The sequence below is a fragment of the Vibrio sp. KUL70 genome (assembly GCF_059725515.1).
In genome coordinates, this window is the sequence record NZ_AP045834.1 from 1,992,827 (window position 1) to 2,014,648 (window position 21,822).

At 44.7% G+C, this 21,822-nt stretch carries 23 protein-coding genes; 3 read left to right on the forward strand and 20 right to left on the reverse strand.

Annotation, left to right across the window (positions count from 1 at the left end; all coding sequences use genetic code 11):
- Window positions 1-107: 107 nt before the first annotated feature.
- Together AC6I7V_RS08635 and mlc are read right to left on the reverse strand one after the other, a co-directional pair.
- Window positions 108-1,049 carry a chemotaxis protein CheV gene (locus AC6I7V_RS08635; RefSeq protein ID WP_498010690.1) on the reverse strand — a complete coding sequence of 314 codons (942 nt, stop codon included), beginning with the start codon at window positions 1,047-1,049 and terminating at the stop codon, window positions 108-110.
- Window positions 1,050-1,217: 168 nt separating this feature from the next.
- Entirely contained in the window at window positions 1,218-2,435 is a 1,218-nt protein-coding gene (gene mlc / locus AC6I7V_RS08640; RefSeq protein ID WP_261881806.1) for a sugar metabolism global transcriptional regulator Mlc, read from the reverse strand.
- A 333-nt stretch (window positions 2,436-2,768) separates the two neighbouring features.
- Between mlc and pyk the strand changes: the two genes are divergently transcribed.
- A complete protein-coding gene (gene pyk / locus AC6I7V_RS08645) occupies window positions 2,769-4,214 on the forward strand; it encodes a pyruvate kinase (RefSeq protein WP_498010691.1) in 1,446 nt (481 codons plus the stop codon).
- Window positions 4,215-4,302: 88 nt separating this feature from the next.
- On the opposite strand, the gene AC6I7V_RS08650 is transcribed toward pyk, so the two are convergent.
- Both AC6I7V_RS08650 and cydH read right to left on the reverse strand, forming a co-directional pair.
- Window positions 4,303-5,484, reverse strand: coding sequence for a patatin-like phospholipase family protein (locus AC6I7V_RS08650; RefSeq protein ID WP_498010692.1), 1,182 nt, complete (start codon window positions 5,482-5,484; stop codon window positions 4,303-4,305).
- Between the two features lie 43 nt (window positions 5,485-5,527).
- Window positions 5,528-5,617, reverse strand: coding sequence for a cytochrome bd-I oxidase subunit CydH (cydH, locus tag AC6I7V_RS08655; protein ID WP_150868968.1), 90 nt, complete (start codon window positions 5,615-5,617; stop codon window positions 5,528-5,530).
- 143 nt (window positions 5,618-5,760) lie between these two features.
- Between cydH and AC6I7V_RS08660 the strand changes: the two genes are divergently transcribed.
- A complete protein-coding gene (locus AC6I7V_RS08660; protein ID WP_498010693.1) occupies window positions 5,761-6,354 on the forward strand; it encodes an outer membrane protein in 594 nt (197 codons plus the stop codon).
- A gap of 92 nt (window positions 6,355-6,446) precedes the next feature.
- Here AC6I7V_RS08660 and AC6I7V_RS08665 read toward each other — a convergent pair whose 3' ends face one another.
- The 15 genes from AC6I7V_RS08665 to yceD form a co-directional block, all read right to left on the reverse strand.
- Complete coding sequence (locus AC6I7V_RS08665; protein WP_255230377.1) at window positions 6,447-6,851, reverse strand: hypothetical protein; 405 nt, start codon at window positions 6,849-6,851, stop codon at window positions 6,447-6,449.
- Between the two features lie 172 nt (window positions 6,852-7,023).
- Window positions 7,024-8,454 carry a PTS glucose transporter subunit IIBC gene (ptsG, locus tag AC6I7V_RS08670; protein WP_255230376.1) on the reverse strand — a complete coding sequence of 477 codons (1,431 nt, stop codon included), beginning with the start codon at window positions 8,452-8,454 and terminating at the stop codon, window positions 7,024-7,026.
- Between the two features lie 446 nt (window positions 8,455-8,900).
- Window positions 8,901-9,668, reverse strand: coding sequence for a TatD family hydrolase (locus AC6I7V_RS08675; protein ID WP_255230375.1), 768 nt, complete (start codon window positions 9,666-9,668; stop codon window positions 8,901-8,903).
- Window positions 9,659-10,624: a DNA polymerase III subunit delta' gene (locus AC6I7V_RS08680; RefSeq protein ID WP_498010694.1), complete on the reverse strand. Its 966-nt coding sequence runs from the start codon at window positions 10,622-10,624 to the stop codon at window positions 9,659-9,661. The genes AC6I7V_RS08675 and AC6I7V_RS08680 overlap by 10 nt, the downstream gene beginning before the upstream one ends.
- Before the next feature lie 7 nt (window positions 10,625-10,631).
- Window positions 10,632-11,264: a dTMP kinase gene (gene tmk / locus AC6I7V_RS08685; protein WP_255230373.1), complete on the reverse strand. Its 633-nt coding sequence runs from the start codon at window positions 11,262-11,264 to the stop codon at window positions 10,632-10,634.
- Between the two features lie 11 nt (window positions 11,265-11,275).
- Window positions 11,276-12,292 carry an endolytic transglycosylase MltG gene (gene mltG / locus AC6I7V_RS08690; protein ID WP_255230372.1) on the reverse strand — a complete coding sequence of 339 codons (1,017 nt, stop codon included), beginning with the start codon at window positions 12,290-12,292 and terminating at the stop codon, window positions 11,276-11,278.
- On the reverse strand, window positions 12,289-13,098 hold the full coding sequence (gene pabC / locus AC6I7V_RS08695; protein WP_498010695.1) for an aminodeoxychorismate lyase: 810 nt from the start codon (window positions 13,096-13,098) through the stop codon (window positions 12,289-12,291). Before pabC ends, mltG begins: the two co-directional genes overlap by 4 nt.
- 102 nt (window positions 13,099-13,200) lie before the next feature.
- Window positions 13,201-14,445, reverse strand: a complete 1,245-nt coding sequence (gene fabF, locus AC6I7V_RS08700; protein WP_032552037.1) for a beta-ketoacyl-ACP synthase II — start codon at window positions 14,443-14,445, stop codon at window positions 13,201-13,203.
- 93 nt (window positions 14,446-14,538) lie between these two features.
- Entirely contained in the window at window positions 14,539-14,772 is a 234-nt protein-coding gene (gene acpP / locus AC6I7V_RS08705; protein WP_004737381.1) for an acyl carrier protein, read from the reverse strand.
- A gap of 166 nt (window positions 14,773-14,938) precedes the next feature.
- Window positions 14,939-15,673 carry a 3-oxoacyl-ACP reductase FabG gene (fabG, locus tag AC6I7V_RS08710; RefSeq protein WP_172974268.1) on the reverse strand — a complete coding sequence of 245 codons (735 nt, stop codon included), beginning with the start codon at window positions 15,671-15,673 and terminating at the stop codon, window positions 14,939-14,941.
- A gap of 20 nt (window positions 15,674-15,693) precedes the next feature.
- Window positions 15,694-16,617 carry an ACP S-malonyltransferase gene (fabD, locus tag AC6I7V_RS08715; RefSeq protein ID WP_255230368.1) on the reverse strand — a complete coding sequence of 308 codons (924 nt, stop codon included), beginning with the start codon at window positions 16,615-16,617 and terminating at the stop codon, window positions 15,694-15,696.
- Between the two features lie 78 nt (window positions 16,618-16,695).
- Window positions 16,696-17,646 (reverse strand): beta-ketoacyl-ACP synthase III, encoded by a 951-nt coding sequence (locus AC6I7V_RS08720; protein ID WP_498010696.1) that lies wholly within the window; start codon window positions 17,644-17,646, stop codon window positions 16,696-16,698.
- A gap of 5 nt (window positions 17,647-17,651) precedes the next feature.
- Window positions 17,652-18,677: a phosphate acyltransferase PlsX gene (plsX, locus tag AC6I7V_RS08725; protein WP_255230367.1), complete on the reverse strand. Its 1,026-nt coding sequence runs from the start codon at window positions 18,675-18,677 to the stop codon at window positions 17,652-17,654.
- 10 nt (window positions 18,678-18,687) lie between these two features.
- Window positions 18,688-18,858: a 50S ribosomal protein L32 gene (gene rpmF, locus AC6I7V_RS08730; RefSeq protein WP_004414666.1), complete on the reverse strand. Its 171-nt coding sequence runs from the start codon at window positions 18,856-18,858 to the stop codon at window positions 18,688-18,690.
- Between the two features lie 35 nt (window positions 18,859-18,893).
- Window positions 18,894-19,421 carry a 23S rRNA accumulation protein YceD gene (yceD, locus tag AC6I7V_RS08735; RefSeq protein ID WP_239841480.1) on the reverse strand — a complete coding sequence of 176 codons (528 nt, stop codon included), beginning with the start codon at window positions 19,419-19,421 and terminating at the stop codon, window positions 18,894-18,896.
- Window positions 19,422-19,570: 149 nt separating this feature from the next.
- Between yceD and AC6I7V_RS08740 the strand changes: the two genes are divergently transcribed.
- The gene (locus tag AC6I7V_RS08740; protein WP_498010697.1) at window positions 19,571-20,152 is read left to right on the forward strand and encodes a Maf family protein; all 582 of its coding nucleotides are present in this window, start codon (window positions 19,571-19,573) and stop codon (window positions 20,150-20,152) included.
- A gap of 264 nt (window positions 20,153-20,416) precedes the next feature.
- Here AC6I7V_RS08740 and rluC read toward each other — a convergent pair whose 3' ends face one another.
- Window positions 20,417-21,361 (reverse strand): 23S rRNA pseudouridine(955/2504/2580) synthase RluC, encoded by a 945-nt coding sequence (rluC, locus tag AC6I7V_RS08745; protein WP_261881821.1) that lies wholly within the window; start codon window positions 21,359-21,361, stop codon window positions 20,417-20,419.
- Window positions 21,362-21,822: the final 461 nt, after the last annotated feature.

Genomic DNA, 21,822 nt, shown 5'->3' on the forward strand with positions numbered 1-21,822 from the left:
TCATTATCATAGAAATCCCCCCCTAATACAGAAAAGGGAGGCACCCCGCCTCCCTCAAGTCTCATACGTAAAATCAAACGTCAACATCCGTTTCCGCACATCTGTTCTTATAAAATCTGGCGCATTCTCTCTTGAGTCACTTCCACCAGCAAATCTGGCTGGAACTTAGAAATGAAGCGGTTACAGCCGACTTTCTCAACCATGGCTTCATTAAAGCTACCACTAAGCGAAGTGTTGAGTGTGATAAACAGGTCTTGCATACGAGGGTCGCTACGCACTTCATGAGTAAGTTTGTAACCATCCATCTCTGGCATTTCTGCATCCGTGATCATCAACAGCAGCTCTTCATTAATATCCTTACCTGCATCACACCAAGACTTCAATAAGTTAAGTGCCTCAAGGCCATCGCAGCATTCAATAATGTTCAAACCAAGCTGCGATAATGTCCCTTTAATTTGGTTACGCGCTGTAGACGAGTCATCAACAATGAGTACGTTACGTCCAGCCAATTGAGTGGCTAACTCTGCATCGAGTACGCCTTCAGAGATCGAGACGTCGTAGTCAATGATCTCAGCAAGCACTTTTTCTACATCAATGATCTCTACAATCTTCTGTTGTTTATCTTCTTCAATGTGGGTAATTGCTGTCAGGTAGTTTGCTCTGCCTGTTGTCTTTGGTGGCGGCTGAATTTCAGTCCACATCGTATTCACGATATTACGAACCTGCCCAACTAAGAAGCCTTGAACGGTACGGTTGTACTCGGTAATGATAAGATTACTTTCTTGAGATTCTTGACGAGATGGCGGGAAACCAATCGCACTGCGTAGATCAATCACAGGTACTGACTCACCACGCAAGGAAGCAACACCAGTGATATTGTGATGCGAACCCGGCAGTTTAGTTAACGCAGGTACTTTGAGCACCTCTTTTACTTTGAATACGTTAATCGCGAATAATTGGCGGCTATTCAAACTGAAAAGCAACAGCTCTAAACGGTTTTCACCGACTAACTTGGTTCTTTGATCAACCGAATTCAAAACGCCAGACATACAACACCTTAGTGATAAAAATAACTGCAGATACAATAGCCTAAATCAATAAGCTACTGTAAAACTACATAGGAAGGTTCTTAAACGAATGGCTTATTGTAAGCAATATGCCATTGAAGTAAATGGGCGGTGTCCAGATATGAGTGGCAGATAAGTTAATTTGACCAATTAGCCCTCAATCACTCTCATTAGCAATTGACCGTCGTACAGCGCCTGTTTGATCAGCGCTGCACCTGGCATGGTTGCTTGTTTGTAGAAACGAGACTCCATCAATTCAAGGTCTTGATGATAAACTTTTAAGCTTTGTTCCTCGATGCACTTTTGAATGGCTGGATAAAGAACACTTTTCGCTTGGTTGACGACACCACCAATCAAGATCTTTTCAGGATTGAAAAGGTTAATCACGATAGAAATCGCCGAGCCTAGATAGTGGCCGAGCTGCTCAATGACCTCCACAGCCATAGGATCGCCTTCGGCAGCGGCGGCACAAATTTGCTCAATGGTAACGTCTTCAATCCCTTCCAAAGACGAACGTTCACCTTGAGCGAGACGTTCTTTTACTTGTTCACGAATGGCTTGAGAACTAGCAACCGTTTCCAAGCATCCTCGATTACCACAGTGACAAAGTTTGCCCTGTTTATCGATCTGAATATGTCCGAGCTCGCCGATGTTTCCGTGACGACCTTGTAAGACACGACCATCGAGGATAATACCCGCCCCTAAACCGTGGTGAATAGAGATAAGTACAGAGTTATCATTATCTTGAGAGTTACCAAACAATTTTTCCGCCAGGGCCCACGCACGCGTGTCATTGGCAATAAAAACGGGCAGCCCTGTCTCTTTGTGGATCTCAGGTCCTAGAGCAAGGTTTTCGACATTATAGTGCGGCATCTGAAGAACAATGCCCTGCTCCGAATTCACCAGACCCGGTAGCGTTACAGCAATACTAGTAACCCTATCAAGTTGCTCGGCGTAAGTTTGAAAAAATTCATCGATTTCATGGAGTAGGCGGGCCAACACATCCTCTTGGTCGCGTTCGTGAATATCAATCTTAGTATCGATAAGCACATCACCACCCAACTCGTGCAAAGCGATGGTGAGATAACCACGACCCAGTCGCATCGAAAGAAACTGCCAGCCTTCATTATTCGTTTGCAAGCCAACAGCAGGACGCCCACGAGTAGTGGCTTCTTGTACCGTCGTTTCATGGATAAGGTGAGCTTCCATGAGTTCACGAGTAATTTTGGTAATACTCGCCGGAGCCAACTCACTTTGTTTGGACAGATCGATACGAGAAATAGGACCTTTAAGGTCAATTAGTTTATATACACGACCAGCATTGACCTGTTTGATATGATCAATATGGCCCGGTTGAGCCATGTACATTTTACGCTCCAGAAATCATCAACGGGGTAATTTTTTTACTTTGCGAAGTAATTGTGAAGTCCCTTGGTATATTGCCGTGACAAGCATCACGTATATACATGAATCTTTGTGTTTCGAGTCAAATACTTTGACAGAAATTCATACATCTCCCTTTACAGTTTGGCTTATTAAAGCCGGTCTTAATTTTCATCAAAAAATATTATATTTGCGTCTGAACACAGATCATTTTATGTAATTGGAAAAATATCTCGTTGGCTCCCAATAAATTGTCAGTTAATGCATATACTTAATTTTATCTTACACAAGTTACTTGGTCTCACAGTAGGAGCATTCATGACAGCACAAGTAAGAAAAACAAAAATCGTTACCACCTTGGGCCCATCCACAGACAAAGACAACATTCTGGAAGAGATCATCAAAGCCGGGGCTAACGTCGTTCGCATGAACTTTTCTCATGGTAGCAGCGAAGATCATATTCAACGAGCTGCCAATGTTCGCGCTATTGCCAAAAAGCTCGGTACTCAAATCGCTATTCTCGGAGACCTTCAAGGGCCAAAGATTCGAGTCTCCACCTTTAGAGAAGGAAAGATTCAACTCGCCGTTGGTGACAGATTTACGCTCGATAGTAGCCTAGGGTTAGGTGAAGGTAATCAAGAATCAGTGGGACTGGATTACAAAGAACTCCCCAATGATGTCGATACAGGCGATATCCTGTTGCTTGATGACGGTCGTGTTCAGCTCAAAGTCACTTCAGTAGAGGGTTGCCGAGTACATACCGAAGTCATCATCGGTGGCCCTTTATCTAACAATAAAGGGATCAATAAAAAAGGCGGTGGTCTCTCTGCAGAAGCACTAACTGAAAAAGATAAACGCGACATTATTACTGCTGCAGAGATCCAAGTTGACTACCTTGCAGTTTCATTCCCTCGCAACGGTGAAGACATAAGCTACGCCAGACAACTCGCCCGAGACGCAGGCTTAGAGGCGCATTTAGTCGCTAAAGTAGAACGAGCTGAGACAGTGTCTAGCATTGAGAACATGGATGACATCATCTTAGCTTCAGATGTAGTCATGGTAGCCCGTGGAGACCTCGGGGTTGAAATTGGTGACCCTGAGCTCGTTGGTGTACAAAAACAGCTTATACGTCGAGCTAGAGCGCTTAACCGTACCATCATCACTGCGACTCAGATGATGGAGTCGATGATATCAGCACCAATGCCAACACGTGCTGAGGTGATGGATGTCGCCAACGCCGTTCTTGATGGTACTGATGCGGTGATGCTATCTGGAGAAACCGCAGCGGGCGCTTACCCTGTCGAGACAGTTAAATCGATGGCTGAAGTGTGCATCGGTGCTGAGAAGATGGCCGATGTAAACCAATCTAACTACCGCATAGACCGTACTTTCTCGACGGCAGAAGAGACCATATCGATGGCCACTATCTACTCGGCAAACCACTTGGAAGGCATTAAAGGCGTTGTCGCCCTGACTGAGTCTGGTCGCACCGCATTAATGATGTCTCGCCTCAGTGCAGACATGCCGATTTTCGCTTTGTCACGCAATGAGGGAACGCTCAACCGTTGTTCCTTGTATCGAGGTGTTACGCCTATCTATTTTGAAACGGATCAAGAGGACAGCTTTGATATCGCCCTTTCTACACTGACCTGTTTAAAAGAAAAAGGAATGCTCAAGCCTGGCGACCTGGTGATCACAACGCAAGGTGACATTATGGATGTCGCGGGCTCAACAAACTGCATGCGTGTTCTCCCTGTTACTTAATTATTAGATAATCATGGTTGTGAGGTTAAACTTCGCAACCATTTAGTGACTGAAACAGGAAGTGAGTAGGTTGAAATGAAGCTAAGTGTTACGCAAACTGAATGACATGGGAATCTTTGGCGTTTTGTATTGAGCAATACAACTCGACAAACTTAAATCCAGCTTCCATCCCAAGCTGATAATCATGCAAGAGATCTTCTTTATTGCTCATCAATGAGCTCGATCTAAGAGGCTCGCTCGGTGCAATTTGAATGACAAAGGTATCGTCAGGTGGTGACTGCAAGAAATCCAGAGTCAATGAGTAGGTTTGGTAGTGTACCATCAACATATCCGCTAAACCTGAATCAAACTTATCACCAACTAAGTGGCTAAGACGATAGATATCATCAGCGCCGAACAGCCAACGCCCACCATTAAGTAAGTTTAAATGCCGCCTCTCAAGCTTCTGTTGCTTAGATCTTAAAATCTGTTGTTGGAAAAACGTTCTCCAATCAATCTTCCATTGTGCTACTTTCTGCTGCCAATGCTCCTGTACACTCGTGAAAGAGTTGCGAAACCACTCTAGCTCTTCCGCAGAAATAGGTTTCGGAGGCTGAGGTCCTTGCACCAACTCACTCTCTAAATGCCACCCGGAAGCCGGCTCAGTACGTATTACAACAATCGAGCGTGCATGCCTTCTCCAAGCCTCCTGAACCGGAATCGAAGCCGATACCCCACCATCAACATAATGCTCACCAGCAATCTCAATTTCACCGTTATAAAGGCGCGGAATCGCACAGGTCGCGAGCATCACCTTGTACCAATCTTCAGTGAATAGCGGGAAATAGTGGTCTTTAAGATCTTTCACATCGGTTACTGCCGCATAGATATTACGGCCGCCTAAAACTTGTCGCCCTAAATCGAGGTCGAGTTTGTAAGGATAAGCCAGAACTTTTTCAAGCGCCCACTCCATTCCCAGACCTTTGCGGTGTCGAATATAAGAGAACAGGTTAAAAAATTCAGGGTCCGTAGTGAGTTCCATAATAAAAGACTTACCCAGGCCTTTGTCTCGACAAGCAAAAGCACACAGATTCAACGCACCAGCAGAGGTGCCAAAGAAGTCATCGAATGGATCAAAATTAGAAAGGAGGAAGGCGTCTAACACGCCAGATGTAAATACACCTCTTTGGCCACCACCCTGAGCAACCAAAGCTGTTTTACCCGCAATAAACTTGTCGTAGTGATCCAAGTCTATTGCGATATCGATATTGGTTATTACGCCACTGTTCATTGTTAGCCAAAGCGAACTGAGTAACTTCGCTTTTCTACTGTAGTTAGTTGGTTATTGCAATAAAACCGAACGTAAGCAGTACAATGAAGATAAAAGCGGTAATTTGTAGAGCGTTTTTCAGATCATGTTCCATAGACACCTCTGGTTATTATAAATTTACGTTACCTTATTTAAGTGATATCAGGTGTGTGAAGTATGTTCAAGATTCGTCGAAATTAGTCGCACAATATTGACGTAAGCATCACAATTAGTGGGTGTATGGATAAGGATAGGCTCATGAATAACAAAGTAAATACTCTCGCACTTTTTGCACTCCTGAGCTATTCAGGAGTATCTCTATCTGCAGAGATTCAAATCACGCCCATGATAGGCTTCACTGGCGGTGGTGCTGTCGAAGATGAAAATGGCAACACCTATGATATGGAAAATTCAGCAAGCTACGCTTTTGCGATTGAAACACCACTCGAAAAAGGCCGAGTTGGACTGTTCTACTCAAACCAAAAATCCGAACTAGAATCCCTAAAACTAGACTCTTCAATTCAATATTTGCACTTCCAGAGTAGCATCTACTACCCTGCAACCAATCAATTTTCTGGTTACTTAGGGTTGGGATTAGGCGCTTCCTATGTTGATGTTGATTGGGCAAAAGATAAATATGGGTTCTCGGCATCCTTGTTTGGGGGCGTGGAGTATAAGCTCTCTGATAACCTCGCATTAACCACTCAACTACGCTGGTTAGGTACGGTTGTTGACAACGATACCAGCGGAGCCTGTACCGTCCCTACGACTGGGCAAAACTGCGTGATCCGCTTTGATACGGATTGGATGAACCAATTTCAAGCTAATGTCGGCCTGACATTTACTTTCTAGTGATAGACAGCCAGATACATGAGATGATCCTAAACGGCACAAATGTTATCTAATGAAAAAAGGCGCGAATAGAGTCGCGCCTGTTTCTGCTCTTAAAACTTGTAAGTGATGCCCACTGCGCCACCAAGCTGTAACTCAGCTCCCGCGTACAGGTCTAGTTCAGGATGAACTTGCGCGTAAGCATTCCACCCATCATAGAAATTCACTTTCACACCCAGCGGTACTCGTACACCGAAATCGTCTTCCCATTCAGCCCATCCACCGACACCTACATACCAGTCTAATGGTGTTTCTGAATCAAACTTGCCACGTTTAAGCATGTAATCGAAAGCTGCGCCGTCATTACCAACTGTCACGCGGTAAGTGTTGTCCATTTCAATTACAGCACTCAAACCTTGGTCTAACGCTAAGCCCACTTCAAGGTCTGTATTGTCTGCCGCATATACACTAAAAGCACTGCTCGCAATCAGAAAGCCAAATAATCCATATTGTTTCATAATCACACCTTATTAATACATCTGCGATGAAGCATAGTTATCTATTAAAGATAGATGTCATCGTAGAGTTAGGGAAAGATGGATATTCGGTCAACTTGACCACATTGGTGAAGAGACTACACAAATGAAAAAAGGAGGCTTAAAGCCTCCTTCTGTTCGATTGAATCAGTGATTAACCGTTGTTACGGATCCACTCATCCATGTCTGTTTTCAGGTTGTCAGACTTAGTACCGAAGATAGCTTGAACACCACCAGCTACCACTACTACACCAGCAGCACCTAGTTTCTTCAGTTTATCTTGGTCGACAACTTCAGTATCAGCAACCGCTACACGTAGACGAGTGATACAAGCGTCAAGACCTGTGATGTTAGCTTTACCGCCGAATGCAGCAACGAGTTCGCCAGCTAACTCAGAGCCAGTCGCTACAGCTTGGTCTTCAGACTCGTCTTCACGACCAGGAGTCTTAAGGTCTAGAGCTTTGATTACTGTGCGGAATACGAAGTAGTAAAGCGCTGCGTAACCAAGGCCACAAACAATCATTAGACCCATCTTAGACGCGTTGCCAGATAGAACTAGGAAGTCGATTAGACCGTGAGAGAAAGATGTACCGTGTACAAAACCTAGAGTGTTCGATAGTACGTATGCAGAACCCGCTAGTAGAGCGTGGATTGCGTACAGCACTGGAGCAACGAATAGGAATGAGAATTCGATTGGCTCAGTAATACCTGTTAGGAATGAAGTCAGAGCAGCAGATGCCATGATACCCATTACTTTAACGCGGTTTTCAGGCTTAGCAGAGTGTGCAATTGCGATTGCAGCAGCTGGTAGACCGAACATCTTGAACATGTAACCACCCGCTAGCTGACCGAAGCCGTTGCCCGCAGCACGAGATGCTTCATCAGCAACTAGGTAACAAGTAAGAACACCGTTTTGAGTTTCGCCAGCAGCGTTTACACAAGTACCAGCTTCAAAGAAGAAAGGTACGTTCCAAACGTGGTGAAGACCGAATGGGATCAGAGAACGCTCGATAATGCCGTAGATACCAAACGCCACTTGTGGGTTTTGGTGTGCAGCCCAATCAGAGAATGCAGCGATTGCACCGCCAATTGGTGGCCATACGATAGACAGTAAGATTGCAAGACCGATCGCAGAGAAACCAGTGATGATTGGCACAGCACGCTTACCAGCGAAGAAGCCAAGGTACTCTGGAAGTTGGATGCGGAAGAAACGGTTGAATGCCCAAGCAGCAACACCACCGACTAGGATACCACCTAGTACACCAGTATCGATTTTATCAACGCCCATAACACCAGCCATTACGCCAAGTGTTGCAGTCATGATACCGTAACCAACGATTGCAGCTAGACCCGCTACACCGTCATTGTTTGTAAAGCCAAGTGCAACACCTACAGCAAATAGCAGCGCCATTTGACCAAATACAGAGCCGCCCGCTTGTTCCATTAGGTTAGAAACGATTTCTGGAATGAAAGGAAGGTCCGCGGCACCAACACCAAGCAAAATACCCGCAACTGGTAAAACTGATACTGGTAGCATCAGAGACTTACCAACTTTTTGCAGGCTAGCAAAAAGGTTCTTAAACATGTTTATGCTCCTGATAAAGATAAAAATAATTATATGGGTTCTAACGGCACACCCCCGTAGCCTAAATGTTAGCACCCAGTGAAAATGTAACCATGTATTGCATTATATTTTCTGCCGCTAAATATATATTGATGGGTAACAAACTTTCTAGTGACTTACGAAATTTAGTTTCAAAACACGTCTTGGATCACATGTCAAATCCCAAAATGCAATGGTTTACAATGATGTAAGCTATTGTTTTTTATGTGGTTTTATTTTTTAACTTATTATTTCACGGGGTAAATAAAATAAGAGGTAATGTTATTTTTAGTAACAAAATCACAGATGTTATATTTTTTGCTCTCAAGTTCAACAGAATTAGTAAACATCAAAAAAGTTGAGCGTTTTGGTGATCTAATACACAAAAAAGGGAGCTTACGCTCCCTTTTGTTTATCAATTTAATTTTTTATCGCAAAAAAAGTTTTCGGTAATTTTCCGTTGTTTTTAGTGCAACTTCTTTCATTGAAACTCCCTTGAGCTGAGCGATGTACGCGGCCACTTCAACCACATATGCAGGCTGGTTCTGTTTACCGCGATATGGGACTGGAGCAAGATATGGAGAATCTGTTTCAATCAGTAGCTTATCAAGTGGGATATTTTTAACCACTTCCTTTAACTCTGTCGCTTGCCTAAAGGTCACGATGCCAGAAATGGATATGTAAAAGCCTAACTCCATAGCAGCATCAGCGAACGCTTGATCTTCGGTAAAGCAGTGAATAACACCACCGCATTTCTCAGCGCCACCATCGCGCAAAATAGCGAGAGTATCTTCGCGTGCATTGCGTGTATGAATGATCAAAGGCTTGTTAAGCTCAACGGCAAGTTCAACATGCTGCTTAAAACGTTCTTGTTGCAGCTCCGCTGTCTCCGGCTGATAGTGATAATCCAACCCTGTCTCACCAATAGCAACAACCTTATCCTCGCTGGCGTAACGACGCATACGTTCAAAATCGAAGTCACTCTCAACATCAAGTGGATGAACACCACACGATGCATGAACATTATCGAAAGGCGATATCATTTCGAGCATATTTTCGAAAGAATCTAATGTCACACCAACGGAAAGTAGCTGCTCAACGTTAGCCTCTTTAGCCTTATTGATGACATCTTCTACGCCAGTATGTAAATCTTGATAGTCCAATTTGTCTAAATGACAGTGGGAATCTACGAACATGTTTCCTCACAAGTGGCAATAAGCCAATTCATTATCAGAAGCTCTGTATTGAGCCCTGGGTATTGCTTTAATTGCTCAAGAAGAGCCAACAGCTGACTCGACGATTTATGAGCCGCTTGATACGAAAGAGTGATCGATAAAGCCTGTGCGCTCGGCAGAATAGATTGACTTTGAATACCAAAATGTACCTTCTGCACGTCTGAAAGCAGATGCCACAACCAACTTAGCTGAACAATTGAATCTTTCGCTATTTCAGATGCCAATTGCATCAAATTGAAGTCTTTGCGCTGAACAATTTTCAAAAAACGGTCGAACAGTTGCTGAGAGCTCTCTAAACCACCCTCTTCGACCATAGCCTTTGCCAGTAGCGGTGCATTGTCATTAAGAGCAAGCACGTAATCTGGAACATCTTTACCTAGCTCTTGCTTCAACCATTGACCACCGACTTCTAAGCTTGGAGTAGCGACGCTGAATTGCTGACAACGACTCACAATCGTCGGCATTAAACGATGGCTGTTCTGGCTAACGAGTACAAAAATACAGTCGCTGGAGGGTTCTTCTAAGGTTTTAAGCAGTGCATTCGATGCCGATTCATTCATCGCCTCGGCTGGACTAACGACGATAACACGCAAACCGTTCAACTGAGATGACTCTTGCGCCCAACGATTGCTCGAACGTATCTGATCAACCGTAATTGCTTTGCCCTCTTTCTCTGGAGAGATAATATGAAAGTCTGGATGACTGCCTGATTTCATCAGTTCACAGCTGTGGCAAAAGCCACACGCCTCACTCTCGTAGTTGATACACATCAACGACGCGGTAAGTTGATCCACGACTTTATCAACCCCCAAACCCAAGGGTGCATTCACAATTGATGAATTAGGAAATCGCCCAGCTTCTAAGCTCTTTTTCCACTCGTTCCAAAGTGGTAATAGCCAAGGGTATAACTCGGTCATATTTAACCTACTGCTGCTCAAGCCAAGTTGTTAGTGCTTGTTTGATATCTGCCGCCACTTGCTCGATCTCTTGCTCAGCATTAATGACCAATACAGAGTCATCTTGCTCGGCGATCTCTAAGTAACGTTCTCGTGTACGATCGAAAAATGAAATATCCATTTTTTCAATACGATCTAGCTCACCGCGACCACGCGCACGCTCTAACCCTATACGTGGGTCCAAATCTAAATATAGAGTTAAATCGGGTTTAAAGTCGCCCAAAGTCGTCTCTTTCAAAGAGGCCATGATCTTACGGTCAATCTGACGACCACCGCCTTGATAAGCTTGTGACGACATATCATGACGGTCACCTAAAACCCATTTACCTTCAGCAAGCGCTGGTTTAATTACATTCTCTACCAGTTGAACACGCGCTGCATACATCAACAACAGCTCGGTCATATCTTGCAGCTTTTCGCCTTCATGCTCTTCTTTAACTAAAGAACGCATCTTTTCGGCAAGGACTGTACCACCAGGCTCACGAGTATTCACGACCTCTGCAACACCAGACTCTTTGAGTGTCGCTAAGATTGCGTTAATCGCAGTGCTTTTACCTGCACCTTCTAGACCTTCTACCGTAATAAACTTCGACTGATTCATAGCTTCGTTCTTTATTTATTCTTTCTTAACTGTTTTAAGTAAGCTCGTACTGCACGGTTGTGCTCAGCCAAACTCTTTGAAAATACGTGACCACCTGTGCCGCTTGCCACAAAGTAAAGGTAATTACTCTGCTCTGGATTCAAAGCTGCATTGATCGACGCTCTACCAGCCATTGCAATCGGCGTAGGTGGTAGACCATTGATTGTGTAAGTGTTGTATGGTGTTGGCGTTCTTAAATCTTTCTTACGAATGTTGCCATCATAGCTGTCACCCATTCCGTAGATGACCGTTGGGTCAGTTTGCAGACGCATACGCTTATTTAGACGATTGACAAATACCGATGAAACACGCTCACGCTCAGAAGCAACGGCGGTCTCTTTTTCGATGATAGACGCAAGGATAAGCGCTTCGTAAGGTGATTTTAGAGGTAGCTTATCGGCGCGACTCTCCCACTCTTGATTCACCACATCCATGAGATTTTTATGAGCACGTTTCAATAAGTCTAAATCGCTAGTGCCATAAGTGTAGTGATAAGTTTCAGCGAGGAACAAGCCTTCGAGCTTCTTATGCTCTATACCCAGCAGCTCTGCGATCTCTTCTTCAGAGACGCCTTGTAGTGTCTGCTCAATAAATTCGTTCTGTTCTAACTGCTGACGCCACTCATCAAAGCGGCTACCTTCAACAAACGTTATCGTAAACTGATGCTCTTTACCTTCAACCAATACTTGAAGCGCTTGGTTAAGTGTTAGTTCCGGCTCAAGCAAGAAAGTACCCGCTTTCACATCGACCAATTCGGGATGAAGCTTACGAATTAGTTTGCTGTATGGCGACGCCGTAAACAAACCTTCATCAACCAGTTGATTCAATACCCGATGAAAACTCGCACCAGGAGCGACAGTGATCACTTGAGGCTGTTCGAGTTGAATCACCTGTTTTAAATGCGCTTCAGCTTGGTTGTAAATATAGAATGCTGCTGACGCTGTGATCACCAAGCATAAGACGACAAAAATAGATAACTTCTTAATCACGAGTTTAATAGTCCTTGAAGGGTACGTGTGACATGTCCAATTTCGAATACTGTTTCTTTAATTCTTGTAACAGGAGCAACACCAAGGAGCGAGTTAGTCATAAAGACCTCATCGCTAGAGAGCAGGTATTTTAGATCGAAGCCGCCGACGACGACCTCTGTTTGTTTGCCTAATTCATGCAATACCTGTTTACGCATCACCCCAGCAACACCGCTCGCGTTCAGCTCAGGAGTGTAAAGCGTTGAACCTTTACGCCAAAACAGGTTTGCCATGGTAGTTTCAACCACCTGATCATTGATATCTAATGCAATACCATCCATCAAGCCTAATTCATCTAACTCTGCTTTCATGAGAATCTGTTCAAGACGATTGTTATGTTTGTGGCCCGCTAATAATGGAGATAGCCCCAGTTTTTGCTCACAAACACCAAGTCTAACGCCAGATTGCTGCCATTGACGGTAATGCGCTGGATAAGCGAACGTGCTAATGGTCACGACAGGTGAAAACGCACCGGATGGGCTGTAACCTCGGCCACCAGAACCACGACTCACATGCAGCTTGACGCCTCCTAGCCCTTTTGCAGGCACAGAGCAAAGCGCTTTCTCCAACCATAAGTTGACTTGCTGCCAATCGAGCGGCGTAATACGCAAAGCAGCGAGACAAGCATCCACTCGCTGTTGGTGATCATTGTAATATTGAATTTCACCATCGAGTGTCAGCATCGTGGTAAAACAACCATCGCCATACTGAAACGAACGATCGGTTAAGGCGACCGTTTGTTGGCTTTCTCCATCAACCCAAAACATGCTTTTCTCCAAAAAAGAAACGGCTCAATGCTAAGCATCAAGCCGTTTAAAAACAAGTCTAATTACTGACTATCTACGATGTTTGAGTCTTTTATAAGATGATTAAATCTTTTTGAAGATCAAACAGCCGTTTGTACCACCAAAGCCGAATGAGTTACACGCCGCATATTCCATGCCGCTAACTTCACGCGCTGTGTGTGGAACAAGATCAATGTCTAGACCCTCTTCAGGATCGTCTAGGTTGATTGTTGGTGGAACAACTTGGTCAACCAGAGACATTGCTGTAATGATAGCTTCAGCAGAACCCGCAGCACCGAGTAGGTGACCAGTCATAGACTTAGTCGAAGAAACCAGTACTTGCTTGTAACCAGCTTCGCCAAGTGCACGCTTGATGCCTTTGATCTCTGCTACGTCACCAGCTGGAGTCGATGTACCGTGCGCATTGACATAACCGATTTGTTCACCAGTAATGCCAGCATCACGCATCGCCGCTTCCATCGCTAGTGCGCCACCTGAACCATCTTCACTTGGTGAAGTCATGTGGTAAGCGTCACCCGACATACCGAAGCCAACGAGCTCACAGTAGATCTTAGCGCCACGAGCTTTAGCGTGCTCATACTCTTCAAGAACCATCATGCCAGCACCATCGCCAAGAACGAAACCATCACGGCCTTTGTCCCATGGGCGAGAAGCTTTCTGAGGCTCGTCGTTGCGTGTTGATAGTGCTTTAGCGGCACCGAAACCACCCATACCTAGCGGTGTCGATGCTTTCTCAGCACCACCCGCTAGCATCGCATCAGCATCACCGTATGCAATCATACGAGCCGCGTGACCGATGTTGTGTAGGCCGGTCGTACATGCGGTAGAAATAGCGATGTTAGGACCGCGTAGACCACGCATGATAGACATGTGACCAGCAATCATGTTCACAATTGTTGACGGAACAAAGAATGGGCTAATTTTACGAGGGCCTTTTTCAGTAAGCGCTTGGTGACCAGCTTCGATCAAACCAAGGCCGCCGATACCAGAACCGATAGCCACACCGATACGTGGTGCGTTCTCATCAGTTACGGTTAGACCAGAATCATCAAGTGCCTGAACACCTGCTGCGACGCCGTATTGGATGAATAGATCCATTTTACGAGCATCTTTTTTAGACATGTACTCTTCGCAGTTAAAGTCTTTAACTAGACCTGCAAAACGAGTTGAGAAATTGGTTGCATCAAAGTGCTCGATATTCACGATACCACTTTGACCAGCTAGCAGGGCTTTCCAAGAAGATTCTACAGTGTTGCCTACCGGTGACAACATACCCATGCCAGTGACAACTACACGACGCTTGGACACGATTTTACACTCCGGGGATTGAAATGATTTAGGATGAGGATAGATGAGTTAGATAAAACACAGGCGGTCGAGGTGACCGCCTGGGAGAGATTATTACTGAGCGCTAGTTACGTAATCGATAGCAGCTTGAACAGTAGTAATTTTCTCAGCTTCTTCATCTGGGATTTCAGTGTCGAATTCTTCTTCTAGAGCCATTACTAGCTCAACTGTGTCCAGAGAATCAGCACCTAGGTCATCAACGAAAGAAGCTTCGTTTTTAACTTCTGCTTCGTCTACACCTAGTTGTTCAACAATGATTTTCTTTACGCGTTCTTCGAGGTTGCTCATTTTTTCTTTTCCTTTACAGAGTTCGCTTTATGCGATGTTTTCCGTAGTTTATTCAATCTATTAAAAGTTGCAAGGCCAACTTTTCTGGTCAAACCACAATTTTAGCGATTTTAACCGAAATTACGTATGATTTTGACTTAAATCATGCACAAATGTTGCACACAATTTACACCATGTACATACCGCCATTGACGTGAAGTGTTTCACCTGTGATATAAGCTGCCGCAGGTGACGCCAAAAATACCACAGCTTCAGCGATTTCGCGAGGGTCACCTAGACGACCTGCTGGTACATTCGCCAAAGTTGCTGCACGTTGGTCATCATTTAGCGCTTTTGTCATGTCTGTTTCAATAAAACCAGGTGCAACTGTGTTCACTGTCACACCACGAGAAGCTACTTCACGTGCCATAGACTTAGTGAAACCGATAACACCAGCTTTAGCTGCAGCGTAGTTTGCTTGGCCAGCGTTACCCATAGTACCCACAACAGAACCTACGTTGATGATACGGCCTTCACGCTTCTTCATCATGCCACGCAGTACAGCTTTAGACATACGGTAGATAGGTGTTAGGTTAGTATCGATGATATCGTTCCACTCGTCATCTTTCATACGCATAAGTAGGTTATCGCGCGTGATACCAGCATTGTTCACTAGGATATCAATCGCACCAAACTCATCGTTGATCGTTTTTAGTGTTGCAGCAATAGAATCAACATCTGTTACGTTCAGAGCAAGACCTTTACCGTTCTCACCAAGATACTCGCTGATCGCAGCAGCACCGTTTTCTGACGTTGCAGTACCGATAACTTTAGCACCGCGCTCAACTAAAAGTTCAGCGATAGCACGACCGATACCACGGCTTGCACCTGTAACTAGTGCAACTTTGCCTTCTAAATTCATCATAACTTCTCTTTATGTCGTTATTTAGCAGCTTCTAGTGATGCAGCATCGTTTACTGCAGCAGCTGTCATTGTTTTAACAATACGCTTAGTTAGACCTGTTAGTACTTTACCTGGGCCTAATTCTAGTAGTTTTTCTACGCCTTGCTCATTCATAGCCTGAACGCCCTCAGTCCAACGTACTGGGCTGTAAAGTTGACGAACAAGTGCATCTTTAATCTTCGCAGGGTCTGTTTCAGCAGCCACATCAACGTTGTTGATTACAGGCAGTGCTGGCGCGTTGAACTCTAGTGCTTCCAGAGCAACTGCTAGCTTCTCAGCAGCTGGCTTCATTAGTGCACAGTGAGACGGTACAGATACTGGTAGAGGAAGTGCACGCTTAGCACCCGCTTCTTTACATAGTGCACCAGCACGCTCTACCGCCGCTTTGTTACCAGCGATAACAACTTGGCCTGGAGAGTTGAAGTTCACTGGAGAAACCACTTCATCTTGCGCCGCTTCTTCACACGCTTTAGCGATTGATTCGTCATCTAGACCAATGATTGCGTACATTGCACCAACGCCGGCAGGAACCGCTTCTTGCATCAATTGACCACGAAGCTCAACCAGTTTGATCGCCTCTTTGAAGTCGATAACACCTGCACATACTAATGCCGAGTACTCTCCTAGGCTGTGGCCTGCTAGGTTTGCAGGCTGCTCTAGACCAAGCTCTTGCCATACACGCCAGATAGCAACAGATGCTGCAAGTAGAGCTGGTTGAGTACGGAAAGTTTCGTTTAAGTTTTCTACTGGACCGTCTTGAACTAGGGCCCATAGGTCGTAACCAAGCGCTTCAGAAGCTTCAGCGAATGTTTGTTTTACAACATCATACTGCTCGCCTAGTTCAGCAAGCATACCAACAGCTTGAGAGCCTTGGCCTGGGAATACGATAGCAAACTTGCTCATTGTGATTATCCTTTAAGCAATGCAAAAAATTGAATAAGGCACATAATTATGTGCCTTGATTGTTCTATCGACTTAGGGTTAGAACTTGACCAGTGCTGAGCCCCAAGTGAAACCGCCACCAAACGCTTCAAGAAGAAGAGTTTGACCGCGCTTAATTCGTCCATCGCGAACTGCTTCATCTAACGCAGTCGGAACCGTTGCTGCCGACGTATTGCCGTGCTTATCAAGTGTAATCACCACCTGATCAAGTGACATGGTTAGCTTTTTAGCCGTTGCAGAGATAATGCGGTAGTTAGCTTGGTGTGGTACCAGCCAATCAAGTTCCGACTTATCCATGTTGTTAGCGGCCAGTGTGTCTTTTACTAGCTTAGAAAGCTGAGTTACTGCCACCTTGAACACTTCGTTACCAGCCATGTGAAGCCATTTGTCAGCGTCACCGCCGCGCTCAGGAACTTCAAGGCTAAGGAGCTCACCGTATTTGCCGTCAGAGTAAATATGAGTAGACAAAATACCTGGCTCTTCACTTGCGCCTACAACAACTGCACCTGCACCATCACCAAATAGGATGATAGTAGAACGATCAGTTGGGTCACAAGTTTTAGACAGAGCATCAGCACCGATAACCAAAACGTTCTTACACATGCCTGATTTGATGTGTTGATCAGCCACTGATAATGCGTAGACAAAACCAGAGCATGCCGCCGCTAAGTCAAACGCTGGGCAACCTTTAATACCGAGCTTACCTTGTACCTGACATGCAGAAGAAGGGAACGTATGGCTACTGCTCGTCGTTGCAACAATGATCAAGTCGATATCATGCTTATCGATACCCGCCATATCAATTGCGTTTTTAGCAGCGTAAAACGCCATATCCGCTACAGTTTCATTTTCTGCAGCAATACGACGCTCTTTAATTCCTGTTCTAGCAACAATCCACTCATCGCTAGTCTCTACCATTTTCTCTAGATCTGCGTTAGTACGCACCTGAGATGGCAAGTAGCTGCCAGTACCTAATATTTTGCTATACATGAAGACTAATAATGCCTCTCGAGTAAAACCGCTTCCAAACGATCGCTAATGCGGCTAGGGACTTGTCGTTTGACCTCGTGTACTGCCTCGCCAATCGCGTTGACAACCGCAGTTACATCAGCACTTCCATGACTTTTAATGACAATGCCGCGCAATCCTAACAAACTTGCGCCGTTATACTGGTCGGGGTTCAAGGTTTTTAATTCAGTAAATAGCTCAGAAAACAATATTCTGGCGATCCAACCCTTTATTGTTGACGCCATGATGCGCGTTTTTAGCTTATCAATAAAGAGTTGTGCAGTGCCTTCGCACGTTTTTAGGCACACATTGCCTACAAAACCATCACAAACAACCACATCTGCTGCATCTTGCAGCAATTGATTTCCTTCAATATAGCCGATGAAGTTCACAGACTGGGTGTTGGACAACATTTCCGCGCATCGTTTTACAAGGTCATTGCCTTTTATTTCTTCTGCGCCGATATTCAAAATCGCGACACGTGGTGGGCGGTTTAAATGTTGTTCTGCAAGTGCGCTTCCCATAACAGCAAATTGAAAAAGAGAGTCTGCATCACTGGATACATTGGCACCTAGGTCCAGCATCCACGTTCGACCACCGGATGCTGTTGGCAACGCTGAGACGAGAGCTGGTCTATCAATGCCGGGAAGAAGTTTCAAACGAAAACGAGACAAAGCCATTAATGCACCGGTATTTCCACCGCTGACACATGCGTCTGCTTGAGATTCCGCAACCAGATCGATTGCTTCACGCATAGAGCTGCCCTGACTGTTTCGTAAGGCAAGAGAAGGCTTTTCTGAGTTTGAAATAACTCGGTCACAGTGCTGAATACTCAAACGAGAATCAGGCTGTCGACCTAATGAGGATAGTTGAGATGTGATCGCATTTCGATCACCTATGAGAATGACTTTTAGCTCTGGGAAATACGACAGTGCCTGCACGGCGGCAGGCACTGTTACACGAGGACCGAAATCCCCGCCCATTGCATCAAGCGCAACGGTTATATTTTGCAAAAGGTCAACCTTACTTGTTGATAACCTTTTTGCCGCGGTAGTAACCTTCCGCAGTCACGTTGTGACGTAGGTGAGTTTCACCTGAAGTTGCGTCTACAGAAAGTGCAGCTGTAGTTAGCGCATCGTGTGAACGACGCATGCCACGCATTGAACGTGATTTCTTGCTCTTTTGTACGGCCATTGACCCTACTCCTATGTAAATTCTTAAAGAAGCAGTTACTTCTTTAAGCTTTTTAAAACATCAAATGGATTCGGCTTCTTGTCTTCCTCAATTTCTTCAGGAAGTTCACCAAACACCAAGTTATTTGAGTTAACGCTACAGTCCGCTTCGTCGTGCATTGCTACTTGAGGCAATCCAAGGATGAACTCGTCTTCAACTAGTTGAATCAGGTCTAATTCACCGTACTCGTTCAGATCTACCAAATCGTACTCTTCCGGTGCTTCTTCTTCACTTTTCTCATTGTAGTAAGGAGTATAAGTGAATTCGACATCGCACTCATGTGCGAAAACCTCATTACAACGTTGACACTCTAAATCGACTTCGACGTTAGCTTTACCAGAGATAACGACTAATCGTTGTTCATCAAGCCCAAATGACAATGAGACTTGCGCGTCACGTTTTACGCCTTCAGTTGCTTCGCTTAAGCGCTTGAAAAGACTAGTTTGGATGATGCCATCTAAATCAAGTCGTTTTTGAGCGGTTCTAGCCGGATCAACTGTACGCGGTATTTTTACCTTTTGCATAGGGCGCGAATATTATCTTCCAAATCGAGTTTAGTCAAAGGAAATGGCAAAAAAAGTACACTTTTTTCCCTTTCCCATACAGAGCATTATGAATATCAAGATAAGTTACTATATCCTGCATTAAATGCTTCTATGAATTGTAAATTAAAATGAAAAATTACCAACTAGTTTTGGCCTCTACTTCACCATTTAGACAAGAGATCCTTAAAAAACTGCATTTAGACTTTGTGACTGCTAAGCCTGACTGCGACGAAACACCACTTACCGGAGAGTCGCCGCAGCAACTGGTCATGCGTTTAGCAGAAGAGAAAGCCAAGTCTTGTCAGGTAACCTCACCAAGCTTAATCATAGGTTCAGACCAAGTGTGTGTGATTGATGGGGAAATCATCGGTAAACCACACACCCGCGAAAAAGCCATTGAACAGTTATCACGTCAAAGCGGCAAAAGCATTACCTTTTATACCGGCCTGTCCGTTTGGAACTCTGTTACTCAAAAAGCTGACACACGTCTCGACACCTTCGTGGTTCATTTTCGCGACTTAACCAGGACACAAATCGAAAGCTATGTCGACAAAGAGCAGCCTCTCTATTGTGCAGGCAGTTTTAAGAGTGAAGGACTGGGCATTGCTCTCTTTGAACGCCTTGAAGGTAAAGACCCGAATACACTGATTGGACTGCCGCTTATCGACCTGATTGATATGTTGGAAGCGCAAGGTTTGGATGTGCTTTAGGTTTGTCTCGAGCACCTCATAGAGATTCCCTACTCCTTCCTTCGTCAGTCTAGGGAATGGCTAGGTCTATCACTAAAAACCAAAGTTCGTCATCCCCAAAAGTGAGGGACGAGCGAGTTGGGGAGTTCTGATAACGAGCACAAACAAAAAAGGTTGACGAAATTCGTCAACCTTTCTCGTTTAGGATACTGAAGAACAAATTGGGAGAACACTCTATCCCTTCGTATCTCGTATCTCGTATCTCGTATCTCGTATCTTAAAGAATTAAAGCTTACGCAGACCTGCGATTGCCTTTTCCAGCTTAGCTTCCATAGGAGCCGAGATATCCATCTTCTCTTCACTGCCTGGATGGGTGAACTTAATGTTCGCGGCATGTAGGAACAGACGATCTAAACCAACTTTACTGGTGTAAGCATCAAAGCGGCGATCGCCATAGCGATCATCCCATGCAATCGGGTGACCTGTGTACTGTGTGTGCACGCGGATTTGGTGAGTACGGCCTGTAATCGGGCTTGCTTGAATCAAGGTCGCATCTTTGAACTTCTCGAGTACCTTAAAGCGGGTTTCAGAAGCCTTACCGTTTGGGTTGACTCGAACAATACTGTTGACTTCATTTTTAAGCAGCGGTGCATTCACCACTTTGCAGCTGTTTTTCCATTCACCCATAACAAGAGCGAAATAATACTTCTGGACTGTCTTTTCTCGGAACTGAGCTTGCAAGTGGCGCAGCGCCGAACGCTTTTTTGCGACCAAAAGGATGCCGGAAGTATCTCTATCAATTCGGTGCACTAACTCCAAGAAGCGCGCTTCTGGTCGCAATGCGCGTAGAGCTTCAATCGCGCCGAACTTAAGTCCACTACCACCGTGCACGGCTGTACCTGAAGGCTTATTCAAGATAAGCATGTGATCATCTTCATAAATGATGCAATGCTCTAGCTCAGACACCTTATTCAACTTAGTGCTTGGTACGTTCTCTTCAACTTTCTCTTCCACGGTCACAGGTGGAATACGCACGAGGTCACCGGCTTTCAACTTGTATTCGGCTTTGATGCGCTTTTTGTTCACACGCACTTCGCCCTTACGTACGATTCGATAAATCATACTTTTCGGGATGTTTTTTAATTGGTTACGTAAGAAGTTATCAATACGTTGACCAGCCATATCTTCATCGATGTCGATAAATTGGACTTTGGTTCTAATTTCGCTCATGCGGTTAGTGTATCACTGTCAAATTTGATAATTGAGAGTTAATTGCATTTTTCGGCGCGATTATACCTAAAAGGAGGAGCGAAACTTCTATATTTGTTTGATTCTTCGAACAAAAAACGACCAAGATTGCCGCAAAATTAAATATCATTTGATAAATTATTGATAGACAGTGAGTTAGAGCTATCAAAACCCAAACAAAAACCGTTTTTTTTCGCGCATTCTGATAAAGCAGATTGCTGTGATTAGCGACCACTGCTATAGTTCACAGCTGCTATCTATGGTTTGGTTACTATTTAAACAACCAACCATTCACCAGCAAGTAAATGAGTAGATGACTCAGTCAAAACCGTGCTGCATTGGCGTAAGACACCGTTAGCTGAGTTCCTTGTCGCTCTACTCACGTACGCTCATGTTGAGTATTCACCGCCACATCGCGGATCATAGTTCACTATCTATGATGA

Coding starts and splice junctions, on each gene's coding strand:
- AC6I7V_RS08635 (WP_498010690.1), bottom strand. CDS start 1,049: ATGTCTGGCGTTTTGAATTCGGTTGATCAAAGAACCAAGTTAGTCGGT.
- AC6I7V_RS08675 (WP_255230375.1), bottom strand. CDS start 9,668: ATGTTCGTAGATTCCCACTGTCATTTAGACAAATTGGACTATCAAGAT.
- rpmF (WP_004414666.1), bottom strand. CDS start 18,858: ATGGCCGTACAAAAGAGCAAGAAATCACGTTCAATGCGTGGCATGCGT.
- AC6I7V_RS08665 (WP_255230377.1), bottom strand. CDS start 6,851: ATGAAACAATATGGATTATTTGGCTTTCTGATTGCGAGCAGTGCTTTT.
- AC6I7V_RS08680 (WP_498010694.1), bottom strand. CDS start 10,624: ATGACCGAGTTATACCCTTGGCTATTACCACTTTGGAACGAGTGGAAA.
- AC6I7V_RS08650 (WP_498010692.1), bottom strand. CDS start 5,484: ATGAACAGTGGCGTAATAACCAATATCGATATCGCAATAGACTTGGAT.
- tmk (WP_255230373.1), bottom strand. CDS start 11,264: ATGAATCAGTCGAAGTTTATTACGGTAGAAGGTCTAGAAGGTGCAGGT.
- acpP (WP_004737381.1), bottom strand. CDS start 14,772: ATGAGCAACCTCGAAGAACGCGTAAAGAAAATCATTGTTGAACAACTA.
- ptsG (WP_255230376.1), bottom strand. CDS start 8,454: ATGTTTAAGAACCTTTTTGCTAGCCTGCAAAAAGTTGGTAAGTCTCTG.
- cydH (WP_150868968.1), bottom strand. CDS start 5,617: ATGGAACATGATCTGAAAAACGCTCTACAAATTACCGCTTTTATCTTC.
- AC6I7V_RS08660 (WP_498010693.1), top strand. CDS start 5,761: ATGAATAACAAAGTAAATACTCTCGCACTTTTTGCACTCCTGAGCTAT.
- AC6I7V_RS08740 (WP_498010697.1), top strand. CDS start 19,571: ATGAAAAATTACCAACTAGTTTTGGCCTCTACTTCACCATTTAGACAA.
- AC6I7V_RS08720 (WP_498010696.1), bottom strand. CDS start 17,646: ATGTATAGCAAAATATTAGGTACTGGCAGCTACTTGCCATCTCAGGTG.
- fabD (WP_255230368.1), bottom strand. CDS start 16,617: ATGAGCAAGTTTGCTATCGTATTCCCAGGCCAAGGCTCTCAAGCTGTT.
- pabC (WP_498010695.1), bottom strand. CDS start 13,098: ATGTTTTGGGTTGATGGAGAAAGCCAACAAACGGTCGCCTTAACCGAT.
- fabG (WP_172974268.1), bottom strand. CDS start 15,673: ATGAATTTAGAAGGCAAAGTTGCACTAGTTACAGGTGCAAGCCGTGGT.
- yceD (WP_239841480.1), bottom strand. CDS start 19,421: ATGCAAAAGGTAAAAATACCGCGTACAGTTGATCCGGCTAGAACCGCT.
- pyk (WP_498010691.1), top strand. CDS start 2,769: ATGACAGCACAAGTAAGAAAAACAAAAATCGTTACCACCTTGGGCCCA.
- rluC (WP_261881821.1), bottom strand. CDS start 21,361: ATGAGCGAAATTAGAACCAAAGTCCAATTTATCGACATCGATGAAGAT.
- mlc (WP_261881806.1), bottom strand. CDS start 2,435: ATGTACATGGCTCAACCGGGCCATATTGATCATATCAAACAGGTCAAT.